The organism is Nocardia sp. NBC_01377 (assembly GCF_045040005.1).
GTDB lineage: Bacteria > Actinomycetota > Actinomycetes > Mycobacteriales > Mycobacteriaceae > Nocardia > Nocardia noduli.
Window position 1 is genome coordinate 1637375 of sequence record NZ_CP109566.1, and the last position, 17349, is coordinate 1654723.

A 17349-nucleotide genomic window follows, 5' to 3' on the forward strand; every position below is an offset into this window, starting at 1 on the left:
GCGCAGCGCAGCGCTGATGCGCCCACCGGGCTGTAGCGATTCCCGCATCCGACCGTCAGATGAGATCCTCCCAGCTCCATGAGGAAGCGGCTGCCCCGGTCTCGGGATCTCGTCCGTACCGTATGTAGCGTTCCGGGCTTCGCACGTACTTAAGGAACAGGTCGAAGTCTGCGACCGCAGGAAGCCGCTCGACCAGACGCTGGGTCTGCTCGGTCCACCCGCCTATAGCCAACTCGTCCAGTAGAGGCCTGATTGAGGTTTCGCCATCGAGGGTGATCTCGGGCAGGGCGCGTTCGATCAGATTCTGCGCGTGCTCGGGGAACCCGCCCTCGCGCAACTCTTGAAGCAGGGATGCGATTCCGTACGGTTGACCGAGGGTGATCTCGGGCAGGGCGCGTTCGATCAGATTCTGCGCGTGCTCATCCCATTCGCTTTTACGCAACTCTCGAAGCAGGGATGCGATTCCGTCCGGTTGACCGAGGGTGATCTCGGGCAGGGCGCGTTCGATCAGATTCTGCGCGTGCTCAGGGAACCCGCCCTTGCGCAACGCCTCCATCAGCCACCCGAGATCCCCCGGGCTATCGAGGTCGACCTCGGAAACGACGCGTTCGATCAGGCGTTGTGCGTGTTCGGTCCATCCGCCCTCGCGCAACTCCCGCAGCAGCCAACTGAGAATTTCCGATTCATTTAGGATTATCTCCGGCATAGCGCGCTCGATCAGGAATTGCGTGTGTTCGGTCCATCCCACCGCGCTCAAAGTCTCCATCAGCCACGTGACACTGCCCGGCCCAACGGTGACCTTGGATCCGACGTGCTCGATCAGGTGTCGTGCGTGTTCGGTCCATCCGCCCTTGCGCAACTCCCACAGCAACATCCCGAGAGCGAATGGGTCATAGACGGTGATCTCGGGCAGGGCGCGTTCGATCAAGCGTTGTGCTTGCTCGGTCCATCCGCCTTCGCGCAACTCCCACAGCAACTCCCCGAGACCCTGCGGGTCATCGACGGTGATCTCGGGCAGGGCGCGTTCGATCAAGCGTTGCGTTTGGTCGGTCCATCCGCCTTCGCGCAAGATCCGCAGCAGCGACGCGACAGGTCCGGGCGTTCCCCAAATAGGTTGGCTTATGAGCCAGTCCGCCAACTGATCGTTGTCTGGATGTGCGGCTCGGAGCATGTAGAGCAACCTGACAGCGGCGTTGGTTTCTCCGGCACGAGTGGCCTCTACCCACAGTTGTGCGGCGTTGCGGTAGAGGCCGCGACTTGCCGCGCTATAACCGATATCGGCGCGGTCGCCAGGGTGGGTATAGACGGTGAGAGCTTGCCAGAACGCGGTGGGCGCCGGGGTCTCGGCCCGTTCGGTGCGTCCGTGTTGGTCGAGGTAGTCGGCCAGTAGATATGTCGTCTTGCTCGTTGTTCTCACGTCGGTAGGCAAGGTGGTAAGGGGGCGGGAGGACAGCGGCATGGCGGCAATCGGTGTCAGCGGTCCGCTGGCACCGTTGCAGGACCGGGTCGTTTCCTTGAGAGCCTGCTCGAGCCAGTCAGGTGCGGCGGCGACGGTGTTCCATTCGCTTCGAGTCAGGTAGGCGTGGGTGGCGTCGGCGAGGAGGCCGTGGGGGATTTCGTTGCGGTGGCCCATGCGGCGGGCGTCCATTGCGATGCGCACGATCGCTTTCGCTGCGATGGTGAGTTCACGGCTATAGCGGCGTACCAGTTCCGGGCCGCCCGCCAGGTACTGGGTGACGCGGTCGTCCTCGGCATGGTCGGCCGCGAACCGCATCCGCGGGTCGACTTCCGCGGCCGCCGCCAACTCGGTCGGGTCGGCATCGGCGAAGGAGTCCGGAACCTCGAGCACCGTTGTGTGGGCGTTGTTCTCGAGCAGTGCGCGGACCTGGGAGGCGTGCGGGCGGCACAGTTCGGTGTAGTAGGCGCGCCACAGCGTGCCGACCACCAGCACGGGGGCCTGGGAAGTATCGGCGAGCAGATCACGCAACGCGACCGCGGCAATCTCATCGCCCGGCCGTCCATCACCGCCGAGGAACTCCTGGGATTCGTTGAGCCACAACACTGTTCGTCGCCGCACCCGCCCGATATCATCGGCAAGCGCGGCACGCCGGGTAGGACTGGTCGGATGCCACAACCGCCAGCCACCCTGCTCACGCAGCGGCGCGAGGGCTTCCCACAAGGTGCGGGTTTTGCCGGTGGAGGAGCCACCGTGCAGAACGACGAAACGGCTATGCCCGGCCACGGCCTGCCCGACGACATCGGCGATGTCCTGATCGTGACGCCGAGGCACGTAGCGGGTGAGTAATTCGGCATTTTCGTGTCGATCGCTGGTGGTGATCGCCTTGTGCACACCCAATTCGATCGGATCCAGGTCTGTGGTCAACAGATCGCCGATGCCATCGCCGACATCATGGACTGGCTCGGAATGGACGACCGTATCCAGAACGGGACTGACGTTTGCGCGGTCGGCACGACGATCGGCGTGGACAACCTGAGACGCCTTACGTCGCCGTTCCTCCCACTGCTGCGGCACTCGGCCATCGAACTTCATGGGAGTCCGCGCATACAGGACCCCGAGCATAAGTTTGAACTTGTCGCCTTCGCGGGGAATTCGGCGGGCCTCCCTGTCCTCCTTGAGCCAGCCCTTGATCGTCAGCGGCGGCACGACCACGCCGTAGTTCTTCTTGATCTCGGCGGAGATCGCCTTGGCCCGCAGGCCTCCCGCGGCCGCGTGCAGCGCACAAAGGTTCTCGACGTAGTCGTCGTAGGCCCTGCCTTCACCGCCGCTCACCGTCGACGTGCTCCGTTCGCCGTCGGTGCTGAAATCGGGCGACTCGTAGCGAGTCGCTGCGAGTCGCAAACCTGTTGTGCCTGCATACAGGCACTGTAGCCGGACAGCAGAACGGTTGCGGGGCTCCACATCCGCTGCAATGGACCTCATCGGACCCCACCACCAACCGAATGAGGAAGCACCTGATGACCACCACCGTCAAAGCCCTGCTGTTCACCGGGATCGCCCTGCTCGCGGTCATCGTCGGACTCGGCGCCGGAATCCTCGCCGAGGTCGACGGTGCCACTCTGGCCGCCGCCATCCGCGCTGGCGTGATCGGCTTCGGCGCCACCGTCACCCTCGCCATCGCCACCATCATCGCCTACAAGACCCTGTAGCCAGCCCACCTCACAGGGAACGTGCCGCGCTCCCCTCTTCAGGGAGCGCGGCACAATCATTTCCGCACCAGCCCGACCGGTCCACCGCCACGCCGAGGGAACCCGTGCCCGACCGGATCGAAGAATCCCCGATCCCTGCCAGACTGGAACACGATGACCGACAACGATGGCGATCCCCCGGGCACCGCGCTTCGCGAACACGGACCGGTGATCACGCTGCTGCCCCGCGTGACCGGTCTGAGCACCGAGCACGCCCGGGAATGGCGACATTTCGCCCGATGGGCCAGCATGGGCGACCGGGCGGTCCTGCCCACCGACACCAGCACGGTGCTCGCCTACCTCGCCGCGTTCCCCAACACCGCGACCACCCGCCGCGCGCGGCTCACCGCGCTCAACGCCGCGCACCACCTGTCCGGGAAACCGATCCCCGGCCACGCCGAATCCGTACGCCAGGCCATCAACCCCGGCCGCGCGCAACGCCTCGCGGCTGCCCGTGTCCGCGTCGACGAACTGCTGCCCGAGATCCCCCGAACCGGGTGGACCGCAGGTTTGTTCGGCCGCCGTGACGCCGCGATCCTCGTCCTGGCCGCCGCCGGACTCGGATTCGACCAGATCGCCGCCCTCGACCAACACGACATCCGCATCCACGACGACCGCGCGGTCGTCGGCCCACAGCCACTGGTCGAACTGCACGCCACCGGTGACCCGGCGACCTGCCCTGTCGCGATCCTGCGTCACTGGAGCGAACTCGTCGCCGTCGCAGCACAGGCCACCGGCCCCTATCACCTCGAACGCATCCTCACCGAACAACCCGGGACGAGCCCGCTACGCCCCGCGCACTATGACCGGCTGCCCTACATCACCGGATTCGACGCGTACGGGAACCCGAACGATGTCCCCGATACCCTCGATCGCCTCACCGGCGCCACCCTCGACGCGCTGGCTGCCGCGCGGCTCGAGAACGCGAAGATCGCCGCCAGGGTGCGTACTGCGGTCGACCTCGATGATTCCTACCTCGAGCGCGGCCTGGCCGCCCGCGCCCGTGACCGTGAAGCCACCGCCGACATCGAAGACCTGCTGGCACGCCTGGACGAAAAGATCGACGCCGCACTACAACGCAGCGCCGACCTGCTCAGTCCGCATCCCGAACCATCGGCCCCCACCACGGAATCCCACCCGTGACCACCAACGCACCTCCGGCCATCGGCGCAGCCTTACGGCCGCGCCATCGATGCGAAAGATTCCCATGAACGGCCACCGCACCGGCATCCCCGAGGTCGGCGCGCCGAGCGATGCCGCCGGCGGGAACGCCCCGGGGATGGTTGACAGCTCCGGGCCGTTCGCGTTGACCGATCTGCGGTGCGGTGCGTGTGCTCGACCGCATGTCCTCGATCTCGGGACCGGGTGGGCCGAGCACGCCCCGGACGCATACGACTGCCCGCGGTGGGAGTCGGTGATGCCGTTGTGGCAGTTGCTCGACCGCGCCGGGTTCGATCTCAACCCCTCCGGGGCCGAGCGGCCTACGCGTAACGGTCGACCGATTCCGTGGCTGACACCGGTCACCGCCGCCGGTCCGCACTGGCGGTTGATCCACCGCGGCCGCCTGGGCCAGGCCCAGCGCCACGGGCTCTGCCAGGTCTGTGGCCTGTCGGTCACCGACGACGAGGCGATGCTCGTCGTCGACACCGACGGCTGGTGTCTGACCTCCGCCGCGCTGCACCCGGCGTGCGCGAAACTATCGAGCGTGACGTGTCCCGTCGTCGCCCGCACCGGGATCGTGCGCGCGGCGAATAGCGGCAGTCTGCGCCGCGACGGCGAAATCGCCCCCGAGATCGGCATGACCCAACGCTGGCAACTCCTCTCGCACCCACGATAGCGACCCCTCACAGGCGATCACGACTACCCGAGCGACCGAACCAGTCCACGTGCCATGAGTCCGCTCGAACCCCACCACGATCCCCACCTGGCACCAACCACTGGTCGAAGGAGAATGGCCGCGAGCGAATGTACCGGTGCGGCCACCCCACGTCGCTCGTCGTAGACATCGCCGGGACCGCGGGTGGCTACCGCCGCACTGCACGGGTATCGGATTCTGGTCGGGGCCGGGCGAGGACCGCCACGTCGCTGCCGAACCCGACAACGATGCCCCCATCCCAACACCCCACAGCGCGCGGTGGTGACGGGCAGTCGATCACCGCCAACACGGTCTGACTTCCCGGATCCCACACCCGCACCGTCCGATCCTCGCTGACGGTGGCCACCGCAGATCGACCGTCCACGGTCAGAGACGCCACCGCCGACACCCGGCCGGTGTGTCCGGCGAGCACTGTAGAAGCTCCGAAGACTCGAGCTCGACGGAACCACCGGAATCTGGAGGACCTGGCCCGTTCGGTGGCGGCACTGAGATCCCATACCCGCACCGATTGGTCGTAGCTGGCGGTGACGGCGACGGGGCGGCCGTCGATCTCGGTGCATGCCACCGCGTACACCGTGTCGGTGTGTCCGGTGAGGTGAGCTCGTTGCTGTCCGGTGCTCAAATCCCAAACCCGCACGGAATTGTCGTCGCTGGCGGTGACGGCGACGGGTCGGCCGTCGATCTCGGTGCACGCCACCGCGTACACCGTGTCGGTGTGTCCGGTGAGGTGGGCGCGTTGCTGTCCGGTGCTCAAATCCCATACCCGCACCGAGTCGTCGTAGCTGCCGGTGACGGCGACGGGGCGGCCGTCGATCTCGGTGCATGCCACCGCGTACACCGTGTCGGTGTGTCCGGTGAGGTGAGTAAGTTGCTGTCCGGTGCTCAAATCCCAAACCCGCACAGTGTGGTCGTTGCTGCCGGTGACGGCGACGGGGCGGCCGTCGATCTCGGTGCATGCCACCGCGTCTACCCAGCCGGTGTGCCCGGTGAGGTGAGTAAGTTGCTGTCCGGTCCACAAATCCCATACCCGCACCGACTGGTCGCCGCTGCCGGTGACGGCGACGGGTCGGCCGTCGATCTCGGTGCACGCCAGCGTGAACACCGCGCCGATGTGTCCGGTGAGGTGGGTCTGTACGTGCCTCGGGGTCGCGGTCGAACGCTTCTTGCCGCCGTCCTCACGTGTGGCGATTGTCTGATCCGGTGTACGTATCGGCGAGGTTGATCCGGCTTGCCGACGGCGGAGGTGATTGAGCAGAGTACCGAGGCCAGCGGGGTCGATCTCCCATATCCGCACCGACTGGTCGCCGCTGCCGGTGACGGCGACGGGGCGGCCGTCGATCTCGGTGCACGCCACCGCCAACACCAGGCTGGTGTGTCCGGTGAGGTGGGCGATCTGCTGGCCGGTGCTCAAATCCCATACCCGCACCGGACTATCGATGCTGGCGGTGACGGCGACGGGGCGGCCGTCGATCTCGGTGCACGCCACCGCCAACACCCATTCGGTGTGTCCGGTGAGGTGGGCGCGTTGCTGTCCGGTGCTCAAATCCCAAACCCGCACCGATTTGTCGTTGCTGCCGGTGACGGCGACGGGTCGGCCGTCGATCTCGGTGCACGCCACCGCGTACACCGTGCCGGTGTGTCCGGTGAGGTGGGCGCGTTGCTGTCCGGTGCTCAAATCCCAAACCCGCACCGATTTGTCGTTGCTGCCGGTGACGGCGACGGGTCGGCCGTCGATCTCGGTGCATGCCACCGCCGACACCAGGCTGGTGTGTCCGGTGAGGTGGGCGCGTTGCTGTCCGGTGCTCAAATCCCAAACCCGCACGGAATTGTCGTCGCTGGCGGTGACGGCGACGGGTCGGCCGTCGATCTCGGTGCATGCCACCGCCGACACCTGGCTGGTGTGTCCGGTGAGGTGGGCGCGTTGCTGTCCGGTGCTCAAATCCCAAACCCGCACGGAATTGTCGTCGCTGGCGGTGACGGCGACGGGTCGGCCGTCGATCTCGGTGCATGCCACCGCCGACACCTGGCTGGTGTGTCCGGTGAGGGTAGTGAGGTGAGCGTGGTGGGTTTGGTTTCCGGTGGCCCAGAGGACGTGCCAGTTCAGGCCGCGGTTGAGTTGGTGTTGTTGGTCGGTGGCGTCGAAGCGTGCGGCGTCGATGGCCAGGAGTTGGCGACGGCGTATCGGGCGCAGGTAGCGGTGGTGGTCGGCCGAGCAGCGGTAGATCGAACGCGTGAGCAGCCCGGTAGTGGTGGTGACGGTGTGCAGGGCGTCGAGCAGGGGTGCGGGTTGGGCGTGGACGAGGTAGTCGATGTCGGTGACGAGGTCGTCGACGAGCCCGGCGTGGGTGGCGTGGGTGGCGAGGTGGGTCAGAGTGTAGGGGTGCGCGCGTGACCAATCGGTGTCCGGGTCGCCGGTGGTCAGAGCGTGTCGCCACAAGGTCTGAGTGAAGATGGTGTGGACGTGGTGTGGGTCGAGGTCTTCGGTGAGGTGTTCGGCGAGGGCTTGGTGGTAGAGCCGGTAGGCAGAGCGGTCGTTCTCCACAGCCTCGACGACGTATGAGCCAGCGGTGCGGCGTAGCCACATCAGGTCGTGATCGGTGTAGTCGACCCCAGACAGCGCCGAGGCGATCGCCGCCCACAGGTCTTCCCATGGCAGGCCTTGGCCTTGGGCGAATGCCAGGGGCCGCAGCAGATCCCGCGCTCGCTGCGCGTCCTCGCCCAGGCGGGAGTCCAGGTCGTGGCGCATCGCCTCACCGGGCAGCCGTGGCAGCCCGGCACGCCATTGGGGGTCGGTGGGGTCGGGGACGGTGGCATCAGCGGCCAGAGTCGCGGCGACGATGCGGGCGACCAAGAACGAGGGATGGGCTTGCTCGGCGACCGCGAGCGCGACCGCACGCAACACTCCCGAACTCCGTTTGCGGTAGATACCGTTGGGGTCGGTGCCGAGTAGTGCCCGCGCGGCGTAGGTGGCCAACGCGTCGCGGTCAGCGTATTTCAGTGCGTCCAAATCGATTTCGTGGTCGCGGTCGGTGCCGAGGCGGTCGAGCAGGTAGGGGCGTGTCCCCACCAGCAGTCGTATCCGCCCGTTCGCGTGCTCGAGTAGCGGGCGCAGCAGTGAGCTGATGAGTTGTTCGGGGTCGGTGGCTTCGTCGAGACCGTCGATGAGCACCGTGAACACCCTCGCTCGTCCGGTGAGTCGGTCGAGGAGTTCTCCGACGGTGGCCGCGGACAGGTGCGCGGCGGCGGCGATCCCGTCGCGGACCTGGTCGAGGGTGAGGTTCTGGGCGTAGATCACCGCGTCGAGCACGCCGACCGCGGGGATGGCTTCGGTGGGCAGGGCGAGGGTTTCGGTGGGGACGGCGCGACGGTATTCGGGGTGGGCCAGGGTCGCGATGATGCCGAGGACGGCAGTTTTGCCGGAGCCGGGGCCAGCGGTGACGGCCAGCAGCGGCCGGTCCCGGTCCGGATCACGCAGCCAGGCGGTGATCTCGGTCAGGGCGGTGTGGCGGCCGGAGAACCACCAACTGCGCCCGTCGGTGCTGCCCATCGCCCGCAGCAGCAGTCGGTCACGGAACTCGACCTCACGCCGCCGCTCATGTTCTGCGCGTTGCGCGTCCAACTGCACCGCCAGATCGACCTGGTTGAGTTTCGGGTCGTGGCGCGGGTTGGGCAGAAACGGCGGGATCGCGCCGTTGACCCTCGCCAGGGTCGCCTCGATCGTCTGCCCCTCGGCCCGATCATCGGTGATGCTGATCGTGGTGATCACCGTGTCCAACGGCAAGGTCGGAGGGCTGTAGCCCGCGACGGCGAGCGAATCGACAGCGTCGGTGAACAATCGCGGGAACATCCCCGCTCGCGCCCACTGCATCGGCTGGGTGGAACTGACCACCACCACCCCGTTACCGGGCTCCTCCCCCCAATGTCGCGTGCAGGAGGTCAACGCCGCCCCCGCGAAATCGGCGCCGCCTTGGCCGGAGTAGCAGGTGTCGAGCAGGACCAGCAACCGCCGCACTTCGGTGCCCAGCAGCATTTGTCGTGCCAGGTACGCAGTGGCGATCGCGCCTTCGATATCGGTCGGGTCGGTGTCGGCGGTGATCAGCACATGCTCGCCGGTGGCGTCCAACCGTTCACCGTGGCCGGTGTAATACAGCACGATCAGGTCGTCGGCGCGTCGCTCCGGGGACTTGCAGAACGCCCGCAACTCCCGCAACAGCTGGGTCGAGGTCGGGTTCATCCCGAGGGTATCGACCAGGGTGTAGCCGAACCGTTCGGTGAACAGCGCGATCATCTGTGCCCGCGCCTCCCCCAAACCCGGTGTGTCCCAGCCGGGGGCGTCGGTGTGGGCCGCGACCGCGGTCGCGAGCAAGTATCTCCGCGGCCCTTTCTCGGGGGTGTGGTCAGTGGGCATGCAGGCCGTCGGTGATCGCTTGCCCGGTCAGCCGGTCGGTCAGATACGGGGACGCGTCGTGGGCTTTGGCGCCGTTGTGGACCACCGAATCCCACACCCGATGGGTGAAATCGGTACCGAACAACGGATCCAACTTCTTCACCAACGCCACCACATCACCCTCATCGGCGATATTCGTCCACATCATGCCCGCCGAGCCCGGCCACACCCCGACCCCGTCGGCCGGTGCCGGGTGCAGGCGGTCGAAGATCAGGTTCGGGATCCCCAACGGCGACCCCAACGTCACCAACGCCCGCACCGGATGTCCCGGCATCGAACACAAGGTTTCGTAGGCGACGATCGAACCCAGCGAATGTGCCACCACCACCTGCGTATCCGCGGTGATCACCGACCGGATGCGGTCCTGGATCTGTTCGCGCAGGTCGGGTTCGTACAGGTAGCGGCGGACCTGTTTGAGGTTGCCGATCATCGACCGGACCGCGATCCCGGCGAAGAACCGTGACCGCGACAACTGATGCAGGATCGCCTGCACCGGCACCGGGGTCGGCAACAAACTGTCATCGCCGGGCAGACGCACCGCCGGATCGACCGCGGCGGCGGCTTCCCACCACGCCCCCAACAACTCCTGCTCGAATCCGGTCTCCACATCGGCGGGCCCGTAATACGGCTCCCCCGGCGACAAGAACGCACCGTCGCGTCGGAACAGATCGCCGTAGAACCCGGCCGCCACCTCCGAGGAGTCCAGAGTTGTTGTGCCGCAGCGTGTCAAGCCGCTGTTGAGCGCGGGTAGCCACTCTGAGAGCATCTTCGGCTCACCGGAGACCTGCGCACCGATACCGTGCACCACCACCACACGCGCCACCACACACCCCTGCTCGGCATCTCGAAGAAACGGTCGAACCCCTCGACAACCTATCGCGGCCACCACCATTCGATGTGACCAACCAACGATTCAGCGCCCGAACAGCCACCGCTCGACCATGTCACTGCGCGCCGGCCCCGCGGATCCGGTCCAGGACCGTAGGAGATCGTTGTAGCGCTGGTAGGCCGACGCGGACCAACCACGCGGCGGCAACGACACCCAACCCAGATCACGCAGGGCCCGTGCGACGCGTTCATCGAGGATGTGGCAGGGATGGTCCGGGTCGCCGCCACCGGCGAAATAGAGGAACTTGGTGAAGAACGACGGACCGAGGAAGCCGATCGCGTTGGCCCGATCACCCGGCCGCAACACCGCGTACGCCCCTGCGGGATCGGTGCGGGACAGTCGCGCGGCGGCGTGTAGCAGGTCGGCGGCGCGGTCCGGATCGGCGGCGACGGCCCGGATCCGGTTGCGTCCGTGACGGGCACGGCTGCCGGTACCCCACGCCAGGACGTTCCACAACAGCCGCAACACCTCGTCACGGCCGTCGATATCGGTCGCGAGCTCGAACAACTCACCGCGGGAAATCCTCGGCCCGAGCACACCGTCGGCGTCCAAGCCGTGCACGGCCAACTCCGCACGCCACCAATCGGCCACCACCTCGATGGTGTGGCCGTGGATGTAGCTGTCGGGCACGACTCCGGAGACGTCGATGCGCAATTGTTCGGGTACCGCGAGGCTGTGCAGGTCGGTGGCGGTCACACCCAACCCGTCGTCGGCCACCGCGACAGCGTTACCGTGCGCCACGCACATCGGTCCGCGTCGAACGCACCAGAATCGGGATCTGCCGCGGCTCGATACCGAACTCGCTGCTGTCGCGGCCGTGTGGCACCGACTGCGGGACGGTCTTTTCGGCGGTCGGTAATCTGGCAGGGTGCGCACGCCCGACATCGAGCAGGCCATCACCTTCACCGCCATCATCGGCTCGACACCGGTCGTGATCGTGCTACCCCGATTCCGCAGCGTGCACATCGCCGAATCCGGCGCTCTGGTCACCGTGGACGCTTGGACCACCGCTCTGCTCGAGCACGGTGCGCAGTCGATGCTCGACACCGACTTCCTCGGCGACCCGACGCCGGGCTGGACGGCCGCTATCGGTCCGGGCGTGACCACGGTGCGCATCACCGGTCCGGCCGGACTCGGCGAGATCTACTCCGGCGAACTGGAAGCCGACACGGCGTGGCGGGAGCGGGTCGCGGGGTTGCACCACATCGGCGCGGGCCTGGTCGTCATCAGCGGCACCGCCGACTCGACGACCCCCGACGCGGCGCAGGAAATGATGGAATCCGAACGAGCCGCGTGGATCCGCGCCGCCACCGTGCTGGCCTGACAGGACGGAATTTCGACCCCAATATCCGCCATATCCGCCCGAAATTCCGCCGATGCTCCCATGTCAGGATTTCCTGACAGACAGGTAGGGTGTCAGGAAAACCTGACATCTATCGAATGGGGACGATCATGGGGCGAGAGACCGACGACGGGCGCCACGAGGGCGTGGTGGTTCATGTCTTCGCCGATGGTTGGTACGGCAGCGGCTGGGGAGGTGGACCGAAGGTCACCGAACGTGCCGACGACAGTCAACTGCATATCGACGACTGGCAGACCCGGTCCTGGGATGAGGTGGTCGCCTTCAGAGCAATCTGCTCCGACCTGAGCCACCACAGCAAGCGGTGCTGGAGCGGGCCGACCTGGACCAGAGTCGCGACTGCGGAGGAGGCCGATCCTGCACGCCGTCGCGTGTACGCGCCCGACCCTTACGGTCTCGACGAGGCCGCCGAGGACCAGATCATGGTCGACTGGCTCAACCACATCGCGCCGACGCGCGGCACCTACGAGATCGAGCTGGCCGCACGCGAGGTCGCCGATGCGCAGATCCGGCTCACCGATGCCGTACGCGAAGCCCGGGCAGCCGGCGCGTCGTGGGAGGCGATCGGCACAGCCGCGGGCATGAGTCGCCAGTCCGCACATGAGCGCTGGGCCAAGCCGGACCGGCTCATTCCACCTGTCAGGCGATGAGCGCACCTCGAAAGGCTGCCGCGCCGTTCCGCTGAGATAGGGTGCGGCAGAACCGAAAACTCAGCGGGGACGAGAGGTTCCGTGCGGGCGGCTACTTCTCTCCGACGGTATGCTGGCCCGGGGCCAGGTCATCCCAACCGCACGAGCCCGCCCTCGCTGTCTGTGACTCGGCAGACAGCCGTATATCAAACGTTGTGTGTTGCCAGCATCTCCCGGGGTTTCCCATCACGCCCTACCAGCATGCCGACAGCACCGCCGAACTCCGACAATTCGTCCTCCGGCATATCGATCAGGTTCCGAAGAATAGCGTCTGCCGATGCTTTGACTCGTGCAGTGTCGAATAGATCTGCGGGCGGTGTCTGGCGATGGACCCACAGTCTTCCCTCCGAGACGCCGAACCGTAACCCGCGGACATCCGGTCGGAGCGTATAGGCGGTATGAATCAGTATCGCCAACAAAGCCCTGACCTGCATCGGATGTAACCTCAAGCTTTGGGCGGCCACAAACGCAGGATGAGAACGAAGCACCTCTAGTGTGCCCTGATCATCGATTGCGCCCAGTATCGTTGTCGTGCCGAGTCGGAGCATCGCCGGATGTGGCCAACCTATCGGGAAGGCTGTATCGAAATCGCAGATGCCGCAGTTCACCTCTTGCGACTCGAATACGAAGAAGGTCGAATGGCCGTCAGGGACATAGACCACGTCACGAACTTCTTGGAGCAGTAAATGGAGGCGCTTCAATTGCTCGACATCTCGCTTGACCGCGATCGTGGCTGAATTCGGGTCGCGCTGGTCTTGCTTGAGACGCAGATCGTTTCGCCGGAGACCGTACGCGATTTTCGCCAGCCACGTTCGCACTGTTCGCTCAGGTAACGCGTCTACGTACGTCGGCCCCAATTTGAAGGCTGCGAAGACTTCACTTTCTATTTTGCTCAGATGGGAGCCGTTGCAGTCCGAACATGCCGGGATCAGGATCTTTCCGAGACCGATAGTAGTGGCGTTAGGCAATACAATTTTCGGATGTCGTTTACGAGTCGTCAGATCGCGCTGGAGCCACCTCGGAAAAACGTCCTCCCTCGTTTTCGTGTCGGGAGTCAGTAGCAGTCCGCAGACGAAGCATTGATCGTCATCGAGCCCTTGGCCCTCCCAGGGGCGATAGTCGACCCCGCCCGCGATCATGGCCCGATACAGTGGGTTCTCCGGAACGACATGCGGTACAGGGTCTGTCACCGTCTCATTGTCGCAAGCCGTCGGTGGCGTCGCTATCGGTTTACTGCCACCCACCAAAGCCCACCTGGTCGGCCACGACGCTATCCGTCTATGAGGCCGTCGCGGTGATCCGCTGCCTGGGCAACGCAGCCAAGGGGTCCTGTCCTCGGGTACCCGCGAGGTTGCCGATTTCGGACCCCTTCGACGTAGAGGCACGATCAGCCTGCCGAGCGGGATCGCGTCCTGTGATGGGATGGAGGCTCCCCGGAAGCGCAGTGACGGGTGCGCCGAGGCGAGGCCGACGACAACGCGGAGTCTCGACGGCGGCCGAGAGCGTAGGCCGACCGCCCCGCGCCCATTCTCCCGGGCGCCACGTGACGGCGCGCGTGGCCAAGGCCGAAATCTTCTGGCCCGCAGGCCGTGCTGGAGCGGACCGGACTGGGATCGACCCGTGCGACGAGTCTGTGCGCGGTTAGGAGATCGTTTTCCGATTTCGTGTCGGGGCGGGCGGTAGCGTGGGGTGGTGGGGTCGGCTTCGGGTGTGCACGAGATCTGTGATCGTTACGTCGAGGAGTTCGCGGCCGTTGATCCGGTCGCGGCGAGCTTGTTCGGTATTGCCGGGTGTGAGCATCGGCTGACCGATTATTCACCGGCCGGATACCAGGAGCGTGCGCGGATCGGGAAACGCGCGTTGCTGGCGGCGTCGAACGCGGCGCCCGACGGTGACGGGGAGCGGGTCGCGCGGGCGGCGTTCACCGATCGTCTCGGTCTCGAGGTGGAGACGTTCGAGGCGGGTTTGGCGGGCGGTGATGTGAACGTGATCGCGAGTCCGGTGCAGGACATCCGGATGGTGTTCGATCTCATGGCAACCAGGAGCGTCGAGGACTGGGCGGTGATCGCCCACCGACTGGCGAGGGTGCCCGACGCGCTCGCTGGTGTCCGGGCCTCGCTGCTCGAATCTGCCGCACGGGGGCAGGTTTCGGCACGGCGGCAGGTACTGGCGACGGCACGTCAGGCTCGGAGTTGGGCCGGTTTCGACGGTGGCGAGGGGTTCTTCACCGCGTTCGTTTCCGGAGCCGATGTGGGTGCGGCGTTGCGCGCGGATCTGTCGCGTGTGGCGGGCGCCGCGGACCGCGCCTACGGTGACTTCGCCGCATTCCTGCGCACCGACCTGGCACCACGCGCCCCGGTCACCGACGCGGTCGGCGAAGACATCTACCGCTTGCGGTCGCGCTACCACTTGGGTGCCGAGATCGACCTGGCCGAAGCCTATGCGTGGGGGTGGGAGGAATTCGCCGGGATCGAGGCGCAGATGGCGGCCCTGGCGCATCGACTGTGCCCCGGCGCCACGCCCGCGCAGACCGCGGCCGTGCTCGACGCCGATCCTCGATATCTGGTGCGGGGCCGGGCCGGGTTCCAGGAGTGGATGCAGCAGCTGTCCGATCAGGCATTGAACATGTTGCGCGGCACCCACTTCGAGATTCCGGATGCGTTGATGGATCTGGAGTGCCGGTTGGCTCCACCGGGTGGCGGGCTCGGCGCCTACTACTACGGTCCCAGCGAGGACTTCGCCCGTCCGGGACGGATGTGGTGGTCTGTGCCCGCCGACCAGGACGAGTTCAGCACCTGGCGTGAGGTCAGCACCGTCTATCACGAAGGAGTGCCGGGCCATCACCTCCAGATCGCCACGGCGGTCCACGCGAGCAGCACACTCAACAGGTGGCAGCGCACCATGTCGTTCACCTCCGGACACGGAAAAGGGTGGGCGCTCTACGCCGAGCGGCTGATGCGCGAACTCGGCTACCTCGAAGAGGGTGCTCTCTACGGCATGCTGGCCGACGCGCTGTTCCGGGCCGCACGCGTGATCATCGACATCGGGATGCACCTCGAGTACCGCATCCCTTCCGGCACCGGTTTCCACGAACACGAGAAGTGGACACCGGATCTCGGACTCGAATTCCTGCTGACCCGCACCGTCGCCGACTCTGCCTGGGCCCGCGACGAGATCGACCGATACCTCGGATGGCCCGGACAAGCCCCCGCCTACAAGATCGGCGAACGCTACTGGCTCACCGCGCGTGAGCAAGCACGCACACGAGACGGCGCGAGTTTCGACCTGCGCGAATTCCACACCCGAGCGCTGCGGATGGGTGGCATGGGCTTGGACACCCTGTGCGCCCAACTCGCGACGTGATCAGGAGCAGTGACCGGCCGGGAACCGGCGCTGACGCAGTGACACCTGAGGCTGACCGAAGACCAATCGAATTGCGCGTTGACCATAACCCGTTTGTGTGACAAGGGATTAGGCTGTTCGGATGCGTGTTGTCGCTGACAGAAGCGAGTTGCGATCGATCCTCGCGCGAGCCACCGGTGTCGACGGCAAGGAGCACGACCGCCGTGCGCCGGTCTACTTCGCCCATGGCGTCGTCTCCGCGCAACGAATGAGCATGTGGGTCGAGGGTGACACCGTGATCCTGGGCTCCTGGGTCGGTGAACTCAAAGAGCAGTACAGCGCTTTCTATTCGAACACGGCGGCGGTCCAGGGACTGCTCGGCTTGGCCGACCATGGTTGGAAGGTGCGAGCCAACCTGCATCTCGCCTACTTCCGTTGCCCGCCGGGTCGACGGTGGTACCCGAAAATGCTGCCGAGCGCCGAGGATTACGTCCATCGCTGGACCCGCGATCTGAGTCCAGCGGGCAGCAAACCGCGGGAAGCGGTCGCAGACCCGGCGTTCGAGCATTGGCTCGTCGACGAAGGGTTTGTCGACGCCGAGGAACTGCTCGGACTGCGGAACTGGCTGAACGGTCACCGTTTGCCGAAGGTCGATGTCCGCCCGAGCATCGAGGTCACATGGTATTGCGACGAACCGCGTCCCTCGGTGCCAGCGATCCGGCGGGCGATCAACGAATTCCTCACGGCGATAAGGGAACCAGTCTTGCCGTGAGCGCGGTGGTCTCGGCGTCCGGTGAGCAGCGCGTCAGTTCGGGAACTGCTCGAGGGCACCCCGAAGACCGGCGGTGAACAGGTGAGCCTCCGACAGGGTCAGCCACCCGACCCAGTTGTCGATGTGTCTGCCTTGCATCGACATTTCGATCCGTCTTTCTCGTCGGTCCTGGAGATCACTGGCGTTCGGCCGCACGACGATCGTGTCGGTGGTCCACTCCTGTCGAACCGTCACCGTTGTCGGTTCGCCTTCGTGGTGTCGCCACTGGTCTGGATCGGGGTCGTGGTCGGATTCCGGGTCGTGATCGGTGATGCACCACGGTGGGCACGCACTGCCCTGCTCGGGAGTCGCGGCGTGCGCGGCGGCGACCCGCTCGACCGCATCGGCGACCGCTCGGGTGTCGACGGCACTCATCTGCACCGGTATTGCTTTCGGGGCGTCGCACAGTTCGACGACAGTCATGCGGGGGCCGAGGTAACTCTCATCCGCCACCCGATAGTCCTCGTAGGCAGCCAGCCTGACGAACAACGACGCCGGGTCCCCATCGACCGCGTACTCCGATTGCTCCCCGAAATGACAGATCACGTCCACCGGTTCCCCCGGATCCACGCCCCAATGCTCGATGCACCACCACGGGCACGGTCTCGACTCAGCCGTTGTCGCACCGACCATCTCGCCTCCCTACCAGAGCCGTACACGGAGCCTGTCGCGCCGGGCCGCCAGGCCAACCGACCAGGATACAACCGAACGCGTGTGCGGGCAGGCTG

General features: G+C 66.2%; 13 protein-coding genes. 7 read left to right on the forward strand and 6 right to left on the reverse strand.

Features of this window, described 5'->3' with window-relative positions; translation table 11 throughout:
• Positions 1-55 precede the first annotated feature (55 nt).
• The gene (locus OG225_RS07220; protein ID WP_405180957.1) at positions 56-2791 is read right to left on the reverse strand and encodes an ATP-binding protein; all 2736 of its coding nucleotides are present in this window, start codon (positions 2789-2791) and stop codon (positions 56-58) included.
• 185 nt (positions 2792-2976) lie between these two features.
• Between OG225_RS07220 and OG225_RS07225 the strand changes: the two genes are divergently transcribed.
• The 3 genes from OG225_RS07225 to OG225_RS07235 all read left to right on the forward strand — a co-directional run bounded on the left by OG225_RS07225 (position 2977) and on the right by OG225_RS07235 (position 5044).
• The gene (locus OG225_RS07225) at positions 2977-3168 is read left to right on the forward strand and encodes a hypothetical protein (protein WP_405180958.1); all 192 of its coding nucleotides are present in this window, start codon (positions 2977-2979) and stop codon (positions 3166-3168) included.
• A gap of 153 nt (positions 3169-3321) precedes the next feature.
• Positions 3322-4350, forward strand: coding sequence for a hypothetical protein (locus OG225_RS07230; protein WP_405180959.1), 1029 nt, complete (start codon positions 3322-3324; stop codon positions 4348-4350).
• A 64-nt stretch (positions 4351-4414) separates the two neighbouring features.
• Positions 4415-5044, forward strand: a complete 630-nt coding sequence (locus OG225_RS07235; protein ID WP_405180960.1) for a hypothetical protein — start codon at positions 4415-4417, stop codon at positions 5042-5044.
• A 187-nt stretch (positions 5045-5231) separates the two neighbouring features.
• Here OG225_RS07235 and OG225_RS07240 read toward each other — a convergent pair whose 3' ends face one another.
• The 3 genes from OG225_RS07240 to OG225_RS07250 form a co-directional block, all read right to left on the reverse strand.
• A complete protein-coding gene (locus OG225_RS07240; RefSeq protein ID WP_405180961.1) occupies positions 5232-9449 on the reverse strand; it encodes a caspase family protein in 4218 nt (1405 codons plus the stop codon).
• A 31-nt stretch (positions 9450-9480) separates the two neighbouring features.
• Positions 9481-10353 (reverse strand): hypothetical protein, encoded by an 873-nt coding sequence (locus OG225_RS07245; protein ID WP_405180962.1) that lies wholly within the window; start codon positions 10351-10353, stop codon positions 9481-9483.
• A gap of 90 nt (positions 10354-10443) precedes the next feature.
• Entirely contained in the window at positions 10444-11160 is a 717-nt protein-coding gene (locus OG225_RS07250) for a hypothetical protein (RefSeq protein WP_405180963.1), read from the reverse strand.
• A 127-nt stretch (positions 11161-11287) separates the two neighbouring features.
• Here OG225_RS07250 and OG225_RS07255 point away from each other — a divergent pair, with 127 nt between their 5' ends.
• Complete coding sequence (locus OG225_RS07255; protein ID WP_405180964.1) at positions 11288-11743, forward strand: hypothetical protein; 456 nt, start codon at positions 11288-11290, stop codon at positions 11741-11743.
• A 128-nt stretch (positions 11744-11871) separates the two neighbouring features.
• On the forward strand, positions 11872-12429 hold the full coding sequence (locus OG225_RS07260; protein ID WP_405180965.1) for a hypothetical protein: 558 nt from the start codon (positions 11872-11874) through the stop codon (positions 12427-12429).
• Between the two features lie 185 nt (positions 12430-12614).
• On the opposite strand, the gene OG225_RS07265 is transcribed toward OG225_RS07260, so the two are convergent.
• Positions 12615-13658, reverse strand: coding sequence for a hypothetical protein (locus tag OG225_RS07265; RefSeq protein WP_405180966.1), 1044 nt, complete (start codon positions 13656-13658; stop codon positions 12615-12617).
• A 502-nt stretch (positions 13659-14160) separates the two neighbouring features.
• On the opposite strand from OG225_RS07265, the gene OG225_RS07270 reads away from it, so the two are divergent.
• Both OG225_RS07270 and OG225_RS07275 read left to right on the forward strand, forming a co-directional pair.
• Positions 14161-15831 (forward strand): DUF885 domain-containing protein, encoded by a 1671-nt coding sequence (locus OG225_RS07270; protein ID WP_405180967.1) that lies wholly within the window; start codon positions 14161-14163, stop codon positions 15829-15831.
• A gap of 121 nt (positions 15832-15952) precedes the next feature.
• Positions 15953-16582 carry a hypothetical protein gene (locus tag OG225_RS07275; protein ID WP_405180968.1) on the forward strand — a complete coding sequence of 210 codons (630 nt, stop codon included), beginning with the start codon at positions 15953-15955 and terminating at the stop codon, positions 16580-16582.
• A 33-nt stretch (positions 16583-16615) separates the two neighbouring features.
• On the opposite strand, the gene OG225_RS07280 is transcribed toward OG225_RS07275, so the two are convergent.
• Positions 16616-17191 (reverse strand): DUF6907 domain-containing protein, encoded by a 576-nt coding sequence (locus OG225_RS07280; protein WP_405180969.1) that lies wholly within the window; start codon positions 17189-17191, stop codon positions 16616-16618.
• Positions 17192-17349: the final 158 nt, after the last annotated feature.